General features: G+C 43.6%; 10 protein-coding genes. 9 read left to right on the top strand and 1 reads right to left on the bottom strand.

The genetic code is table 11. The features are described from left to right. Nucleotides 1-14: 14 nt before the first annotated feature. The 9 genes from RDN93_RS04180 to RDN93_RS04140 all read left to right on the top strand — a co-directional run bounded on the left by RDN93_RS04180 (nt 15) and on the right by RDN93_RS04140 (nt 16715). Nucleotides 15-3170: a TonB-dependent receptor gene (locus RDN93_RS04180; RefSeq protein WP_308744313.1), complete on the top strand. Its 3156-nt coding sequence runs from the start codon at nt 15-17 to the stop codon at nt 3168-3170. Between the two features lie 18 nt (nt 3171-3188). Next, the gene (locus RDN93_RS04175; RefSeq protein WP_308744312.1) at nt 3189-4922 is read left to right on the top strand and encodes a RagB/SusD family nutrient uptake outer membrane protein; all 1734 of its coding nucleotides are present in this window, start codon (nt 3189-3191) and stop codon (nt 4920-4922) included. Between the two features lie 203 nt (nt 4923-5125). Next, a complete protein-coding gene (locus tag RDN93_RS04170) occupies nt 5126-6412 on the top strand; it encodes a DUF4995 domain-containing protein (RefSeq protein WP_308744311.1) in 1287 nt (428 codons plus the stop codon). 28 nt (nt 6413-6440) lie between these two features. Next, nucleotides 6441-8441: a heparin-sulfate lyase HepC gene (gene hepC, locus RDN93_RS04165; protein WP_308744310.1), complete on the top strand. Its 2001-nt coding sequence runs from the start codon at nt 6441-6443 to the stop codon at nt 8439-8441. 101 nt (nt 8442-8542) lie between these two features. Further along, a complete protein-coding gene (locus RDN93_RS04160) occupies nt 8543-10159 on the top strand; it encodes a sulfatase (protein WP_308744309.1) in 1617 nt (538 codons plus the stop codon). Between the two features lie 25 nt (nt 10160-10184). After that, nucleotides 10185-11813 (top strand): Tat pathway signal sequence, encoded by a 1629-nt coding sequence (locus RDN93_RS04155; protein WP_308744308.1) that lies wholly within the window; start codon nt 10185-10187, stop codon nt 11811-11813. A 44-nt stretch (nt 11814-11857) separates the two neighbouring features. Continuing rightward, nucleotides 11858-12829 carry an ROK family protein gene (locus tag RDN93_RS04150; protein WP_308744307.1) on the top strand — a complete coding sequence of 324 codons (972 nt, stop codon included), beginning with the start codon at nt 11858-11860 and terminating at the stop codon, nt 12827-12829. Then, a complete protein-coding gene (locus tag RDN93_RS04145) occupies nt 12826-14094 on the top strand; it encodes a sugar MFS transporter (protein ID WP_308744306.1) in 1269 nt (422 codons plus the stop codon). Before RDN93_RS04150 ends, RDN93_RS04145 begins: the two co-directional genes overlap by 4 nt. Before the next feature lie 2 nt (nt 14095-14096). Then, nucleotides 14097-16715, top strand: coding sequence for a DUF4962 domain-containing protein (locus tag RDN93_RS04140; RefSeq protein WP_308744305.1), 2619 nt, complete (start codon nt 14097-14099; stop codon nt 16713-16715). A gap of 84 nt (nt 16716-16799) precedes the next feature. On the opposite strand, the gene RDN93_RS04135 is transcribed toward RDN93_RS04140, so the two are convergent. Further along, nucleotides 16800-18323: a RagB/SusD family nutrient uptake outer membrane protein gene (locus RDN93_RS04135; protein WP_308744304.1), complete on the bottom strand. Its 1524-nt coding sequence runs from the start codon at nt 18321-18323 to the stop codon at nt 16800-16802. Nucleotides 18324-18367 lie beyond the last annotated feature (44 nt).

The raw sequence follows: 18367 nt of genomic DNA, 5'->3' as shown, positions 1-18367 counted from the left end.
AAAAAGCAACAATTATGTATAAATCGAATTACCATATATTGAGCAAAAGAGGGTGCACCACCCTCTTGGCTCTCCTAGTATCTATCATCACATTTGCACAGAATGTGACGATAAAAGGAGTTATTTTTGACGAAACAAATCTACCTTTAATCGGTGCAACAGTACAAGTGAAAGGCGGACAGGCAGGTGCCGCAACTGATTTAGATGGGAAATATAGCATTCAAGCACCTAAAAACGGAACACTTATAATCAGCTATATTGGTTATAAGACACAAGAAATAAAGATACAAGGAAAAACAAGCATCAACGTAACTCTTATGCCGGACAATCAGACATTAGACGAGGTTGTTGTCGTTGGTTATGGAACTATGAAAAAAAGCGACTTAACAGGTTCCGTAGCATCTGTCTCGCAGAAGAATGTGGAAGGCTTCAAAACAAGTTCTGTCATGGAAGCTTTAGGTGGCCAAATCGCCGGTGTACAAATCACCCAAAATGACGGTACTCCCGGTTCCGGATTCAACGTAAACATCCGCGGTGTAGGAACTTTGACCGGAGACGCTTCTCCTCTTTATATTGTAGACGGATTTGAGGTATCCGGCATTGACCATCTCGCTAACTCAGATATAGAATCTATAGAAATTTTAAAGGATGCTTCCGCATCTGCTATTTACGGTGCTCGTGCAGCTAATGGTGTTGTATTAGTAACCACTAGATCCGGTAAAACAGGCAAACCAGTCATTGTTTACAACGGTTCTGCAAGTTATCGCAATATCAGCAAAAAATTAGATATGCTATCACCCTATGAATTTGTAAAACTTCAAGTAGAACTGAACAAAAAATATACAGACGGATATTACCGTGAAGGAGTAGATAAAGATGGAAAACCTTATCCCTATCAAACCTTGGATGATTACCTCACAGAAGGAGGGGTAAGATGGCAAGACGAAACATTTAATCCGACTTGGTCACAAGATCACAATGTAACAATCACTGGTGGTACAAATGACACCAAATACTCTGCATCATTCTCACACTATGATGAGAACGGTATTTTTACCAATAGCGGATTCAAAAAAACTACAGGTAAATTCCGTGTTAATCAGAAACTGACCAAATCGATTACATTAGATGCTACATTCAACTATTCTAATATCATACGCGAAGGAGTAGGAACTACAGCAGACAGCGGACGTTTCAATATGCTTGCAATGATTTTACGTGCACGTCCGACTGGCGGTAACAGTATGACAAACGAAGAGTTATTGAACTCTGCTATTGACGTTATAGAATTGACTGAAGGAGATGGAAGTCTCGCACAAGTAAATCCTATCAAACAAGCAGAATCTGTAAATAATAAAAGAAATGCCGAAATGTGGGGAACCAATATGTCGCTCACTTACAAGATAACAAAAGACTTGACTTTCAAAACTGCTGCAACTTATAATACGACTAACACTCGTGCTGATATCTTCTACACACAAGAATCACGTGAAGCCTATCGAAGCGGCGGTAATCCTTATGGACAGACACAGATGACCAAAGATGTACGCTTTGTGAATTATAATAACTTAACTTATAGAAAGAAATTCAACAAGAAGAACACTCTGGACGTAATGCTTGGCCATGAATACTCCTATCGTGGAAGCGAATATTTATTAGGACAAGCCAAAGATTTTCCATTTGATAATCTAGGAAATAACAACTTAGGATTGGGAGCCACTCCCAGCCAGGTAAGAACCTATAAAAGTGAAAAGAGATCACTTTCGTTTTTTGCGCGCGGTACTTACAACTACGACAACCGCTATCTACTGACAGCTACAGTGCGTGCCGATGGTTCTACAGTATTCTCCAAGAAAAACAAATGGGGATATTTCCCGTCATTTTCAGCAGCTTGGAGAGTTTCAGAAGAGGCATTCCTCAAAAATATCGAATGGATTTCCAATATGAAAGTACGTTTAGGATGGGGAATCGTTGGTAATGACCGTATTGCTAACAACCTTTCACAAGATTTATATACAACAAGTAAATACGGAATAGGAAGTAGTCTTGTTACTGTACTCAATTCCAAACACTTGCCCAATAAAGATTTGAAATGGGAAGGTTCTTCCACCACAAACTTAGGTTTCGACTTAGGCTTCTTAGCTAACCGACTGAATGTAACAGCCGATTTCTTTATCAAAAATACTAAAGACTTACTATTAAGCCAAGATTTAGCCTTTGTATCCGGATTTAGTAGCCAAACGCAAAACATCGGTAAAATACAGAACAAAGGCATTGAATTAAGTATCAATAGTACTAACATTCAAACACGCAACTTCAGTTGGCAGACGGATTTCAATATATCTTTCATTAAAAACACATTGAAAGAGCTACAACCTGGAACCTACACCAAATATGACCGTGCAGGATTCAGCGGTGATTTCAAAGGATACGATTACATTGCTACTATTAACTCTCCATTAGGACAGATGTATGGTTATGTATTCGACGGTGTCTATCAATATTCTGATTTCTACCAAGTGGCAGGAAGTGACCAATTCATATTAAAACCCGGAGTGACTGATATTAGTGAACATGCTGGAACAACCGTAAAACCTGGTATGGTGAAATATAAAGATATAGACGGAGATGGTGTAATCACAACCAGTGACCGTACAGTCATTGGTAACGGTATCCCAAAATGGTATGGTGGTATCACCAACACTTTTAAATATAGAGAGTTTGACCTTAGCTTTATGCTTCAGTTTAACTACGGTAACGATATTTATAACGCAACCCGTTTGTTTGCTACTCAGTCACAAGACGAACGCTCCAACCAGTTGGCAGAAGTTGCAGACCGATGGACTCCGACACATGCTTCCAATAAAGTTCCATCCGCCAAAGGATATGTCAAAAATGAATTATATTCCCGCTTCATTGAAGATGGTTCATTCTTACGTTTAAAGAATGTAGTCCTTGGATATACTATCCCAAACAAATGGACTAAAAAAGCATATATATCACGCTTACGCGTCTATGCTTCTGCACAAAACTTATTCTGCATCAGCGGATACAGCGGATATGACCCAGAAGTTAGCACAGCTTCCAGTAATCCAATGACTCCAGGACTTGATTGGGGAGCCTATCCAAAGAGTCGAATTTTCACATTCGGCCTTGAAGTTCAGTTTTAACAACTAATACCAAATAAAATGAAGAAATTTATCTATTATATCATTACATTAGCTTGTATATGCTCTGTAAGTTCTTGTTCACTAGACGAGGAAGTATATACAGAAGCTGACAAAACGACATACATGAAAAATGCTTCAGAAGCACAATATGTATTGTTGGGAGTTTATCGGGATATGGTTCAAGCCAATTTATATGGCTACAATCTCTCATGCCTACTCCCCATCCCTAGTGACTTGGCAAAATGCGAAGGAAGCACAACTAATGGTTTCCGTCAAGTACCGGCTAATGCATATACCCCTGCACAAGCCGACATACAAAACACATGGCAGTCTCTTTATGGAGCGGTCTATGATGCCAACAATTTTATTGAAATGTTACAATTACGTATCAATGAATTTCCTGAAAAAGACCGTTCATTAGCTACCATCTATATGGCAGAAGCACGCGGATTAAGAGCTTTATATTATTTCGAATTGGTACGTTGGTTTGGAAATATCGCATTAATCACCAATACACAACAATCCTATCAGCATCCTTCTACATACACACAGGCAAAACCGGAAGATGTATATAAATTTATTGAAGAAGATTTGCTATACGCTGTAGACAATTTACCTTATGCAAAAGATGATGCGTCACGTTCTGATAATCGCTTCCGTTTATCTAAAGGTGCTGCAATGGGATTATTAGCAAAAGTCTATGCAACTTGGGCCGGACAGCCTGTTAATGACGAAAGTAAATGGGAAAAAGCAGCACAAATTGCTGGGGAATTAATAAACTCCGGCAAACATCAACTACTCAGCGACTACGAACAACTTTGGAAGAATACCTGTAACGGAGTATGGGATGCAAATGAGAGCCTAATTGAAGTTAGTTTCTATGCACCTGCAATCACAGGTTCTTCACTTTTGGATCCTTGTGGACGCATTGGAAAATGGAATGGAGTAGCCTTAAGCGGAAAGAGAAGTAATAAAGGTAACTGGAAAGTTTCCTGTACTTTTCTTCGTGATTGGTACAAACGCCAAGATGACAAGAGATGGGCACTTTCATTCGCAGATTATATATATGCAGAAGATAAAGAAACAGGTAAAGACGGAATTAAAACTCCTGTAAATTCAAACTTTACTTTTGAACAAGCTATCACCAGCGATGAGGAACTAAGTAATAGTGGCATGAAAGATAGTGATATTAAAAAGTTACGAGAAGCTCGTTATAAAGATTTCGATAACAAATGTTGTCCCGCCAAATGGGATACAGAAAAATATGTAGAAGCCAACAATGCATTATTAAGCACTGACTATTCTAACATTAATTGGTATATTCTCCGTTATGCTGATGTATTACTACTCTATGCAGAAGCGTTAAATGAATGGAAACAAGGTCCAACAACTGAAGCGTATACAGCCTTAAATATGGTACGTAGACGTGGATTTGGGAAAGACGTCCAAACACCAAATACCAATGTGGACCGAAGTGGACTGGATTACAAAACGTTCCAACAAGCAGTGCGCGATGAAAGAGCTTATGAATTAGCATATGAAGGACATCGACGTCAAGACTTAGTCCGTTGGGGGATTTACTATGAAACTATCCAGAATACTTATTACGATATGCTGGATTGGTGTGGACAGACTCCTCACTACATATGCTTTGAATTCACTCAAAAGGGTAAACATGAACTACTTCCTATTCCACAACGTGATTTAGACTTGATGACTAGTTTTAAGCAAAATCCAGGCTGGGGAAAATAAGTAATTTCCCTTTAAAATAAAAAGAATAATCCTCTCCAATATGCCCTCACCAAGGCATATTGGAGAATATTAAAACCTTTTTCAACAAAATCGAAACTTGAAAAGCAGAGTTCAAACACCTTTTGGACAATCCTGCAACGCAAAGTTTGCCCTTTCCACTACTTTTGTATCAGTTACAAAACTTCTAAAAACAATCACTTAAAATGAATAACATGAAAAAGAAACTTGTTCTCTTTGCTTCGGTTACTATTGCACTTGCATCGTGCCAGACAGCCCCAAAGGAAGACTACAGTTGGATTAAAAAAGGACTGGATGTAGCTTCTGCACAATTACAGCTTTCAGCAGAAGAAGTTGACGGTACAGGCCAGCTTCCACGTTCCATCCGCACAGGTTATGATATGAATTTCCTTTGCCGTCAGTTGGAAAGAGACTCATTGACTTTCAAAGACTCACTCCGCGCACAACCGACAGCAGAACAACTGGGCAAACGCCGTCTTTGCGGTGTTTACGACTGGACAAGCGGTTTCTTCCCCGGTTCTTTATGGTACGCATACGAACTGACAGGAAACGATACACTGAAAACAGAAGCTATCCAATATACCAATCTACTGAATCCGGTACGCTATTATAAAGGCACACACGATTTGGGATTCATGATTAATTGCAGCTACGGTAACGCAGAACGTCTTGCACCCAACGACACAATCGCAGCAGTGATGAGAGAAACAGCCGACAATCTTTGCGGACGTTTCGACGATTCTATCGGTGCTATCCGCTCATGGGATTTCGGAACGTGGAACTTCCCGGTTATCATCGACAACATGATGAATCTCGACCTTCTGTTCAATGTAGCAAAAGCAACCGGTGACAGCAAATATAAAGATATTGCTATCAAACATGCCATGACTACCATGCACAACCATTTCCGTCCTGACTATACTTGCTGGCATGTAGTGAGCTATAACAATGACGGTACAGTGGAAAAGAAACAAACTTTCCAAGGCAAGAACGATGATTCTTCATGGGCACGCGGACAGGCATGGGCTGTATATGGTTATACAGCTTGCTATCGTGAAACAAATGACAGCACTTTCCTGAACTTCGCCGTCAAAATTGCCGACATGATTATGAATCGTGTAAAGACAGACGATGCTATCCCATACTGGGATTATGACGCTCCCGTCGCAGAAGAAACTCCGCGTGACGCTTCGGCCGCTTCTGTTACTGCTTCGGCATTAATCGAATTAAGCACAATGGTTCCCGACGGAAAGAAATACCTGGATTACGCAGAAAAGATTCTGAAGAGCTTGTCAAGCGACGCATATCTTGCAAAAGTTGGCGACAACCAGGGATTCATCCTGATGCACTCTGTAGGTTCACTGCCTAACGGCTCTGAAATTGATACTCCGCTGAATTATGCTGACTACTACTATTTGGAAGCATTGAAGAGATTCATGGACCTGAAAGGTATCAACTACAAAAATATCTAAGACATAAAACCATAACACCGATTATATCATGAATAAGACTTTAAAGTATATCGTTCTGCTGGCAATCGCTTGTTTTGTAGGCAGAGCTAGCGCCCAAGAGTTGAAAAGCGAAGTATTTTCGCTTCTCAACCTCGACTACCCGGGACTGGAAAAAGTAAAAGCCCTGCACCAGGAAGGTAAAGACGAAGATGCCGCAAAAGCATTGCTTGACTACTACCGGGCTCGCACTAATGTAAAAACTCCGGATATTAACTTGAAAAAAGTCACTATCGGCAAAGAAGAGCAACAATGGGCGGACGACGCACTGAAGCATACTTTCTTTGTTCACAAAGGTTATCAGCCTTCTTATAACTACGGAGAAGACATCAACTGGCAATACTGGCCGGTAAAGGATAACGAACTTCGCTGGCAGCTTCACCGTCACAAATGGTTTACTCCGATGGGTAAGGCTTACCGTGTATCCGGTGATGAAAAATATGCCAAAGAATGGGCATACCAATACATCGACTGGATTAAAAAGAATCCGTTAGTGAAGATGGACAAGAAAGAGTACGAAATGGTAAGTGATGGAAAAATCAAAGGCGAAGTGGAAAACGTACGTTTCGCATGGCGTCCTCTGGAAGTGAGCAACCGTCTGCAAGACCAGACTTCACAGTTCCAGTTGTTCCTGCCTTCTCCTTCTTTCACTCCGGACTTCCTGACTGAATTTCTGGTGAACTACCACAAACATGCCGTACATATCTTAGGCAACTACTCCGACAAGGGTAATCACTTGCTGTTCGAAGCCCAACGCATGATTTATGCCGGCGCTTTCTTCCCTGAATTCAAAGATGCTCCGGCTTGGAGAAAAAGCGGTATCGACATTCTGAACCGTGAAATCCATGTACAGGTATATGAAGACGGCGGACAGTTTGAACTCGACCCGCACTATCATCTTGCCGCTATCAACATTTTCTGCAAGGCATTAGGTATCGCAGATGCCAACGGATTCCGCAAGGAATTTCCGCAGGATTATCTGGATACTATCGAAAGTATGATTATGTTCTACGCAAACATCTCTTTCCCGGATTACACTAACCCATGTTTCAGCGATGCCAAGTTGACAACAAAGAAAGAAATGGTGAAGAACTACAAGTCATGGAGCAAATTGTTCCCGAAAAACCAGGCTATCAAATACTTCGCAACAGAAGGCAAAGAAGGTGCATTGCCGGATTATATGTCCAAAGGTTTCCTGAAATCAGGTTTCTTCGTATTCCGTAATTCTTGGGGAATGGATGCCACTCAGATGGTAGTAAAAGCCGGACCGAAGGCATTCTGGCACTGCCAACCGGACAACGGTACTTTCGAACTTTGGTTCAACGGCAAAAACCTGTTCCCGGATTCAGGCTCATATGTATATGCAGGCGAGGGTGAAGTTATGGAACAACGCAACTGGCATCGCCAAACTTGTGTGCACAACACTGTTACTCTGAACAACAAGAACCTGGATACTACGGAATCTGTTACCAAACTCTGGCAGCCGGAAGGTGCAATCCAAACTTTGGTTACTGAAAATCCGAGCTACAAGAATCTGAAACACCGTCGTTCCGTATTCTTCGTTGATAACACTTACTTTGTAATTGTAGACGAAATGGCGGGCAGCGCCAAAGGTTCTATCAACCTTCATTACCAGATGCCGAAGGGAGAAATCGCAAACAGCCGCGAAGACATGACATTCCTCACTCAGTTCGAGGATGGAAGCAACATGAAATTGCAATGTTTCGGACCTGACGGTATGAGTATGAAAAAAGAACCCGGATGGTGTTCAACTGCTTACCGCAAACGTTACAAACGTATGAATGTATCGTTCAACGTGAAGAAAGACAGCGAAGAAGCTGTACGTTACATCACTGTTATCTACCCGGTTAAGAAGAGCGCAGATGCCCCTAAATTTGCAGCTAAATTCAAGAACAAGGCGTTCGATGAAAACGGACTGGAAGTAGAAGTGAAAGTGAACGGAAAGAAACAGTCATTAAAATATAAACTATAAAAAAGCTGACTAAACAGTCGGTTGTGTCCCAAATTCTCCTCCCTCCGGAAGGAGGGAAATCAGAGATGCGACCGACTGTTTAGTCAGTCTCTTTCAGCATTATGAAAAACTATTACTACTCTTCTCCCCTACTCCTTCCATTGGCTGCATTAAGCCTCGCTTCCTGCGGCAACCAAAAGAAAGAAGAAACCAAACGCCCGAACATCATCTTTATGATGACGGACGACCATACCACCCAAGCGATGTCCTGCTATGGTGGAAACTTAATCCAAACTCCTAACATGGACCGGATTGCCAACGAAGGCATCCGCTTCGACAACTGTTATGCAGTCAACGCCCTCTCCGGCCCTTCACGTGCTTGTATCCTCACCGGCAAATTCAGCCACGAAAACGGTTTTACCGATAACGCAAGCACATTCAACGGCGACCAGCAGACATTCCCAAAACTTCTCCAACAAGCCGGATACCAAACCGCAATGATCGGTAAATGGCATCTTATCAGCGAACCGCAAGGTTTCGACCATTGGAGCATCCTCAGCGGCCAGCATGAACAAGGTGACTACTACGACCCCGACTTTTGGGAAGACGGCAAGCATATCGTAGAAAAGGGATATGCAACGGATATTATCACTGACAAAGCAATCGAATTTCTCGAAGGCCGCGATAAGAACAAACCGTTCTGTATGATGTATCATCAGAAAGCGCCGCACCGTAACTGGATGCCTGCTCCCCGCTACTTGGGTATTTTCAACAATACCACTTTCCCGGAACCGGCCAACCTGTTCGACGACTACGAAGGACGTGGAAAGGCAGCCCGTGAACAAGATATGTCCATCGAACACACGCTGACTGAAGACTGGGATCTCAAGCTACTGACCCGCGAAGAGATGCTGAAAGATACCACAAACCGTCTTTACAGCGTATATAAACGCATGCCTCTCGAAGTACAGGATAAATGGGATTCTGTATATGCACAGCGTATCGCTGAATATCGCAAGGGTGATTTGAAAGGCAAGGCATTAATCAGTTGGAAATATCAACAGTATATGCGCGACTATCTGGCTACCACATTAGCGGTAGATGAAAATATCGGTCGCCTGATGAATTATCTCGAAAAGATTGGCGAACTGGACAACACCATTATTGTCTACACTTCCGACCAAGGTTTCTTCCTTGGCGAACACGGCTGGTTTGACAAACGCTTCATGTACGAAGAATGTCAACGTATGCCACTTATTATCCGCTATCCGAAAGCTATCAAGGCAGGAAGCACAAGCAATGCCATCAGTATGAACGTGGACTTTGCCCCTACTTTCCTCGACTTTGCCGGAGTGGAAATCCCGTCTGATATCCAAGGCGCATCCTTGAAACCGATATTGGTAAACGAAGGCAAAACTCCCGCCGACTGGCGCAAAGCCGCTTACTATCATTACTACGAGTATCCGGCTGAACATTCTGTAAAACGCCACTACGGTATCCGTACACAGGATTTCAAACTCATTCATTTCTACAATGATATCGACGAATGGGAAATGTATGACATGAAAGCCGACCCAAGAGAAATGAACAACGTCTTTGGCAAACCGGAATATGCAGAGAAGCAGCAGGAATTGATGCAGCTTCTCCAAGATACCCAAAAGCAATATAAAGATACCGACCCCGATGAAAAGGAAAAAGTTCTTTTCAAAGGCGACAGAAGACTGATGAAGAACAGATAAAGATTAACCAAAAAACAATTATATCATGGATAGAAGAAGTTTCTTAAAAAACACAGGCTGGTCTTTCCTCGGATTGGCAGCTTCAGGCAGTTTATTGGGAGCTTGCGCACCAGGAAGCAAGGATGCCAAGAAAATCATGCCATCAGCAAGCAACCTCAAAATGTATTGGGGCGACTTACACAACCACTGTAACATCACATACGGACACGGCGACATGCGCGACGCTTTTGAAGCGGCAAAAGGACAATTGGATTTTGTCAGTGTAACCCCTCATGCCATGTGGCCGGATATTCCCGGCGCGGACGACCCTCGTCTGAAATGGGTAATCGACTACCACACAGGTGCTTTCAAACGTTTACGTGAAGGCGGTTACGAGAAATATGTAAAGATGACGAACGAGTACAACAAGGAAGGTGAATTCCTGACATTCGTAGGATACGAGGCGCATAGCATGGAACATGGAGATCATGTTGCATTGAACTATGATTTGGACGCACCACTTGTAGAATGTACTTCAATCGAGGATTGGAAAGAAAAAGCCAAAGGACACAAGGTATTCGTCACTCCGCACCATATGGGATACCAAGGCGGTTATCGCGGTTACAACTGGAATTGCTTTACCGAAGGTGATATTACTCCGTTCGTAGAAATGTATTCCCGCCACGGTCTGGCAGAAAGCGACCAGGGCGATTATCCTTATCTGCATGATATGGGACCGCGCCAGTGGGAAGGAACGATTCAATACGGTCTTGACCAAGGCAAGAAATTTGGTATCATGGCTTCTACCGACCAGCACTCCGGTTATCCGGGAAGTTATGGCGACGGACGTATCGGTGTACTGGCTCCGTCACTGACCCGTGACGCTATCTGGGAAGCGCTCCGCACCCGTCACGTATGCGCCGCGACAGGTGACAAGATTCTTATAGATTTCCGTTTGAACGACGCCCTTATGGGTGATGTAGTTCGTGGCAACAGCCGTCGCATCTATCTGAACATAACGGGCGAAAGTTGCATTGACTATGTAGATATTGTGAAGAACGGCCAGATTCTGGCCCGTATGAACGGCCCGTTGACTCCGGTTGCCCCGGAAGGCGATACCGTACGTTGCAAAGTGAAAGTTGATTTCGGTTGGAACCGTGAAGAAAGATACGTACATTGGCAGGGTAAACTGTCACTGGACAAAGGACAGCTTCATAGCGTGACTCCTTGTTTCCGTGGCGCAGCCTTCACTTCTCCGCAGGAAGGTGAAACAGAGTTCCACACACACGTCAACCGCATCGTATCTGTCGGCGACAAGGAAACCGAACTGGATATGTATAGCAGCAAAAACCCGAACACAACAACTGCAGCCATGCAAGCTGTAATCCTTGATGTTGAGATGCCGAAAGACGGTAAGATTATCGCTGAATTCAACGGCAAGAAGTTTGAACATACATTGGGCGAACTGCTCGAAGGTTCACGTTCGCACTTCATGATCGGCTGGTTGAGCGAAGCAATCCTCTTCAACCGTGCAATGCCGGAAAGCTGCTTCACAGTAGAGCACTATATGGAAGATAAAGAGCCTCAACGCGATACTGACTATTACTATGTACGCGTCCGCCAACGTGACGGACAATGGGCTTGGAGTTCACCAATCTGGGCAGAAAGAGTGTGATTTTCAGCTATTAAGCAATAAATATCAAGCATTACTTTGCAGATATGGAAAAAGAATACGCTATAGGGATAGACCTTGGCGGAACTTCTGTGAAATACGCCCTTATTGATAATGAAGGCGTATTTCATTTTCAAGGGAAGTTACCGTCGAAAGCCGATGTATCAGCAGAAGCTGTCATCGGGCAGTTGATTGCCGCCATCAACGAAGTGAAGGCTTTTGCAGAAAAGCAAGGGCTCAAGGTGGACGGCATAGGAATCGGAACACCGGGAATCGTGGATTGTACGAACCGTATTGTTCTGGGTGGCGCGGAAAATATCAAAGGCTGGGAAAACCTGCACTTGGCAGACCGCATTGAATCGGAAACCGGTATTTCGGCTTTATTGGGAAATGACGCCAATCTGATGGGATTGGGCGAAACGATGTACGGAGCTGGCCAAGGCTCTACCCATGTTGTTTTCTTAACGGTAGGAACCGGTATCGGCGGTGCGGTAGTCATCGACGGCAAACTGTTCAATGGTTATGCCAACCGGGGAACGGAATTGGGGCATGTGCCTCTAATAGCCAACGGCGAACCTTGTGCCTGTGGCTCTGTCGGCTGTCTGGAGCATTATGCTTCTACTTCAGCTTTGGTGAGACGTTTCAGCCAACGGATAGCGAAAGCCGGCATTTCTTATCCGGGTGAAGAAGTCAACGGAGAACTGATTGTACGTCTTTACAAAGAAGGCGACAGGATTGCGACCGAATCCCTCGAAGAACATTGTGACTTCCTGGGACATGGAATCGCCGGATTTATCAATATCTTCAGTCCGCAAAAAGTCGTAATCGGTGGCGGACTGTCGGAAGCCGGAGATTTCTATATCCGGAAAGTAAGTGAGAAAGCTCACCGTTATGCCATCTCCGACTGTGCCGTGAATACGGAAATCATGGCTGCCGCATTAGGCAATAAAGCCGGAAGTATCGGAGCTGCCTCACTTGTATTTACTCAATTTTCCGCTCCCAATCTAATTAAATTATGAAAAGAAATTTAGGAATGCTGGCGCTGATTATGGCGTTCTGGTTCACCATCTCATTTATTACTAATATTCTGGGACCACTCATTCCGGACATTATTCACAATTTTAACCTGAGCGACCTGGCGATGGCGGGATTTATCCCGACTTCCTTCTTTCTGGCTTACGCCATCATGTCCATCCCTGCCGGATTGCTTATCGACCGTTTCGGTGAGAAGCCCGTATTATTCGGTGGATTCCTGATGCCGTTCATCGGAACAATCCTGTTTGCCTGTATGCACACCTATCCGATGTTGCTGGCTTCTTCTTTCATCATCGGACTGGGAATGGCTATGTTGCAAACCGTATTGAATCCGCTTCAACGTACCGTAGGCGGAGAAGAGAACTATGCTTTCATTGCCGAACTGGCACAATTCATGTTTGGAATCGCTTCTTTCCTGAGTCCTCTGGTATACACGTATCTGATTCGGGAACTCGACCCTGTGACTTATACTGCCGGAAAAGGTTTCTTTATTGATTTGCTGGCAGACGTTACCCCAAGAGAAATGCCTTGGGTATCCCTTTACTGGGTATTCGCTTTAATCCTGCTGGTAATGTTGGTTGCTGTCAGTGTATCCCGTTTCCCGAAAATCGAATTGAAGGAAGATGAGAAAAGCGGTTCCAGGGACTCATATCTGGCTTTATTCAAACAGAAATATGTCTGGTTGTTCTTCTTGGGAATCTTCTGCTATGTAAGTACGGAGCAGGGAACCTCTATCTTTATGAGCACGTTCCTTGAACAATATCACGGCGTGAATCCACAGACTGACGGCGCACAAGCCGTGAGTTACTTTTGGGGACTGATGACTGCCGGATGCCTGGTAGGCATGGTGTTATTGAAGTTGATTGACAGCAAGCGATTGTTGCAGTTCTCAGGAGTGTTGACGATTGTATTGTTGCTCTCCGCACTGTTCGGAAACAAAGAAGTATCGCTCATTGCTTTCCCTGCTATCGGATTCAGCATTTCGATGATGTATTCCATCGTATTCTCATTGGCATTGAATTCCGCATCACAACATCACGGTTCTTTTGCCGGCATCCTGTGTTCGGCAATCGTAGGCGGAGCCGGTGGACCGATGATTGTCAGTACGATAGCGGATGCTACTTCCCTTCGCACCGGTATGCTGTTTATCCTCGTTTTTGTAGGATACATCACCTTTATCGGTTTTTGGGCTCGCCCGTTGATTAACAACAAGACAGTAAAACTGAAAGAGCTGTTTAAAAAAGCATGATTATGAAACAACGAACCTATATTTTCCTATTGTTCTCCATCCTGCTGTCCGCAAACGGGTATGCGCAGAAAGGCATCATGCATCTGAGTCAGCAGACACTGATGCACGAAGTCCGCGAAACGCCTTCTCCACTGGATGGACAGCATATTGCAGTCAACCCGCCGCGTTTCATGTGGCCGGATAAGTTTCCTCATCTCGGCACTGTTCTCGACGGTGTGGAAGAAGAGGATTACAAACCGGACGTGACCTACCGTATCCGCATTGCACGCGATCCGGAGTTCAAGTCAGAGGTAATCACTGCGGAAAGGAAGTGGGCTTTCTTCAATCCTTTCAAGCTGTTCGAAAAGGGGAAATGGTATTGGCAACACGCCTATGTGGACAAGAGCGGAAAGGAAGAATGGTCACCCGTTTACCATTTTTATGTAGACGACCAGACACGCACGTTCAATCCGCCTTCACTACAAGAAGTATTGGCTAAATTACCTAAGACCCATCCCCGCATCCTGCTCGATGCCAACGACTGGGACAACATCATCGAACGGAACAAGAATAATCCTGAGGCACAAGCATATATCACGAAAGCCAATAAATGCCTGAATCATCCTTTGAAGCATTTGGAAGAAGAGATTGATACGACACAAGTTGTCAAACTGACCAATATTGTGCAGTATCGTTCCGCCCTGATCCGTGAAAGCCGGAAGATTGTAGACCGTGAAGAAGCGAATATCGAAGCGATGGTACGCGCCTATTTGCTGACTAAAAATGAAGTGTATTATAAAGAAGGCATCAAACGCCTTTCCGAAATTCTTTCCTGGAAAAACAGTAAATATTTTGCAGGAGACTTCAATCGTTCTACTATCCTGTCCATGAGTACTTCGGCTTATGACGCATGGTATAACCTGCTGACACCGGAAGAAAAGAAGTTGCTTTTAGGAACTATCCGTGACAACGGCAAGAAATTCTATCACGAATACGTCAACCATCTTGAAAATCGTATTGCGGACAACCACGTTTGGCAAATGACTTTCCGTATTCTGAATATGGCAGCCTTTGCTACGTATGGCGAACTTCCGATGTCTTCTACTTGGGTAGACTATTGCTACAACGAATGGGTATCCCGTCTGCCGGGACTGAATACCGATGGCGGATGGCACAACGGTGATTCTTATTTCCATGTCAATCTCCGTACATTGATCGAAGTCCCCGCTTTCTACTCCCGTATCAGCGGATTCGACTTCTTTGCCGACCCTTGGTATAATAATAACGCGCTTTACGTTATTTACCAGCAACCGCCATTCTCGAAATCTGCCGGACAGGGTAATTCACACGAGACGAAGATGAAGCCGAACGGGACACGGGTAGGTTATGCGGATGCATTGGCACGTGAATGCAACAATCCTTGGGCAGCCGCTTATGCACGCACGATATTGGAGAAAGAACCGGATATTATGAAGAAAACATTCTTAGGAAAATCCGGTGACTTGACCTGGTATCGTTGTACGACAAAGAAATCCTTACCGGAAGAAGAACGTTCACTAGCTGAACTTCCCATGGCAAAGGTGTTCAATGAAACGGGAATCGCAACAATGCATACTTCTTTGGGAGACATAGATAAGAACGCAATGCTGTCATTCCGTTCCAGTCCTTACGGTTCTACCTCCCACGCACTTGCCAATCAGAATGCTTTCAACACATTCTATGGTGGAAAAGCTATTTTCTACAGTAGTGGACATCGTACGGGATTCACAGATGACCATTGTATGTATTCTTATCGTAACACACGTGCGCATAACAGCATCCTCGTCAACGGAATGACACAAAAGATAGGTACGGAAGGATACGGATGGATTCCGCGTTGGTATGAAGGAGAAAAGATTTCATATATGGTTGGAGACGCGTCCAATGCTTACGGCAAAGTGACTTCTCCCCTATGGTTAAAGCGCGGTGAATTGTCCGGCACTCAATACACGCCTGAAAAAGGTTGGGACGAGAACAAAGTAGATATGTTCCGTCGCCATATCATTCAATTGGGAACTACCGGGGTGTATGTGATCTACGATGAACTGGAAGGAAAAGAAGCCGTTACCTGGAGTTACCTTCTGCATACGGTAGAGCTCCCTATGGAAATGCAGGAACTACCCAATGAAGTAAAAGTCACCGGAAAGAATAAAGCCGGCGGCACTTCCGTTGCCCATTTATTCAGTTCGGCCAAAACAGAACAAGTCATCGTGGATACTTTCTTCTGCGCCTCGACCAACTGGAAAAATGTGACGAATGCTCAGGGAAAGGCTCTGAAATATCCCAATCACTGGCATTTCTCCTCTACAACGGTTCCTTGCAAGACTGCCCGTTTCTTAACGGTTATGGATACACATGGAAACAACCGTTCGGATATGAAAGTGATTCGTAAAGGCAATACCATACAGGTAGGCAATTGGGTTATCACTTGTAATCTGACAGATAAAGGAAAAGCGGCTATCAGTGTCACCAATAAGGCTGAAAAGGTTTCCTTGAATTATGACGCAGGTAAAAAGGAAGGTGCAACGATTGTAACTGACCAAGTGAAAGGTAAACAAGTCAACAAGGTTCTGACAGACTACCTGCCTGATTTTGAGATATAATCAGTGCCATTTATACTAAAAAGATTGTCCCATTCTTCTTTTATTACCCAAAGAAGGATGGGACAATCTTATAGATATACGAATTTATAAATCGTAAATAGACAATCTCGGATACTTTGAATAAAGTCCGGTATTCTGCAACTCTTCCTTTTCAGGAATACGGAACAGGTAATATTTACTATTCGGAACAAAGGGAGTGTTATCCGGCAGACTGATAATAGTATGTCCCTTAACGGATATTTCTTTATCACCTACCATAATCTTTCCGTCATATTCCTTACGCTCTACCGATTGCTGATTACGGATGAGGTCAGTCAAAGCAAAACCTTCTCCCCACAATTCCTTACGGCGCTCTTTCCATATTTCCTGTATCAACGCATCACCGGTTTCCGTAACTGCCGCCGCCGTTGTACCTTCCTTCATACGGGCATCACGCAAAGTCTTTAACAACTGTTGTGCTTCGCTCTCCTTACCTGCCAGATGAGCAGCCGCCTCAGCTTTAATGAGATACATTTCCGAAGTGCGCATCAATACCAAATCCGCCAACATATTGTCGAGATCTTTGAATATGAATTTCTTATTCAACATAGCCCAGTCTCCATAAGCCGTCTGCCCCCAGTCGAATAAATCCTTGCGGTAGTCACCCTCTTCAAACTCTTCCTTGAAATAAGGATCGGCATTGAGACTTGTATAAGCGTCGGATGTGCAGTCTTTGAAATAAAACAGATAACAGGGCATATTGTCGTCAATCGTACATGACAAGCCCCACATCCACTCTTTATTGGTATAATCATTGAATCCACTCTTATATTCATCCTCATTCATCAAATAAGAGTTGATTGCCAAAGCATCTGACGCATAGTCATATGCCTTCTGCCAGTTACGAGCATACAGATGAGTACGTGCCAGCAAGCCCAACGCTACAGAATAATCAATCTGATACTGGGCATTTGCATCATTTCCATGTGAGTAGTTTTCCGGAATAAACAACAAAGCATCTTCTAAATCACTCAAAGCCTGGGCAAATACTTCAGATACACTGGAAGCCGGTTTTCCCGTCAAAGCAACATCGTTATCCGTCGGTTCGGTATATATTGGAACGCAGACAGCATTCGGGTCTTTATCAATGGCAAAAGAATAGTGCGTAGCCAAAATCATATATGCATACCCACGGGTAGCAAATGCCTGTCCTTTAATCCTTGACTTATCTTCTTTCGTTCCTGCCACATCGTCTATATGCTTCAATATACCGTTACAATTATTAATCGGATCATACATCAAATCCCAAAATACGCCATTATACTCACCGCGGGAATATCCGTTTGTCAGATTATAACTTCCGGAGAAACCGTAGCTTCTCGTCCTTACAGCGTCCGAACCGGCAAAATCATCATTCAGCATTATGGAACCCATGCCAATGGATGCATAAGTAGAACCCGTATTAAAAATATAGTTCCACGCACCCCTCAACACACGTTCCGCATTCTTCGTATCTTTATATACATTCGGAGCGTCTAATGAAGTGGTAGGAGTAGTATCCAAATCACATGACACCACCGCACATACCATCAAAATAACTCCACATACGTTTTTAAGGTTTATCTTCATTGTTGTATTCATTTTAAAGTTTTACATTGATACCAAATGAAATT

The sequence above is a fragment of the uncultured Bacteroides sp. genome, assembly GCF_902491285.1.
Lineage (GTDB): Bacteria > Bacteroidota > Bacteroidia > Bacteroidales > Bacteroidaceae > Bacteroides.
Note: the sequence above shows the minus strand (reverse complement) of the source record. Positions and strands in the feature narration are given on the sequence as shown.

Excerpts from the sequence above, each read along its gene's own strand:
- RDN93_RS04180 (WP_308744313.1), top strand. The coding sequence starts at position 15 with ATGTATAAATCGAATTACCATATATTGAGCAAAAGAGGGTGCACCACC.
- RDN93_RS04175 (WP_308744312.1), top strand. The coding sequence starts at position 3,189 with ATGAAGAAATTTATCTATTATATCATTACATTAGCTTGTATATGCTCT.
- RDN93_RS04170 (WP_308744311.1), top strand. The coding sequence starts at position 5,126 with ATGAATAACATGAAAAAGAAACTTGTTCTCTTTGCTTCGGTTACTATT.
- hepC (WP_308744310.1), top strand. The coding sequence starts at position 6,441 with ATGAATAAGACTTTAAAGTATATCGTTCTGCTGGCAATCGCTTGTTTT.
- RDN93_RS04160 (WP_308744309.1), top strand. The coding sequence starts at position 8,543 with ATGAAAAACTATTACTACTCTTCTCCCCTACTCCTTCCATTGGCTGCA.
- RDN93_RS04155 (WP_308744308.1), top strand. The coding sequence starts at position 10,185 with ATGGATAGAAGAAGTTTCTTAAAAAACACAGGCTGGTCTTTCCTCGGA.
- RDN93_RS04150 (WP_308744307.1), top strand. The coding sequence starts at position 11,858 with ATGGAAAAAGAATACGCTATAGGGATAGACCTTGGCGGAACTTCTGTG.
- RDN93_RS04145 (WP_308744306.1), top strand. The coding sequence starts at position 12,826 with ATGAAAAGAAATTTAGGAATGCTGGCGCTGATTATGGCGTTCTGGTTC.
- RDN93_RS04140 (WP_308744305.1), top strand. The coding sequence starts at position 14,097 with ATGAAACAACGAACCTATATTTTCCTATTGTTCTCCATCCTGCTGTCC.
- RDN93_RS04135 (WP_308744304.1), bottom strand. The coding sequence starts at position 18,323 with ATGAAGATAAACCTTAAAAACGTATGTGGAGTTATTTTGATGGTATGT.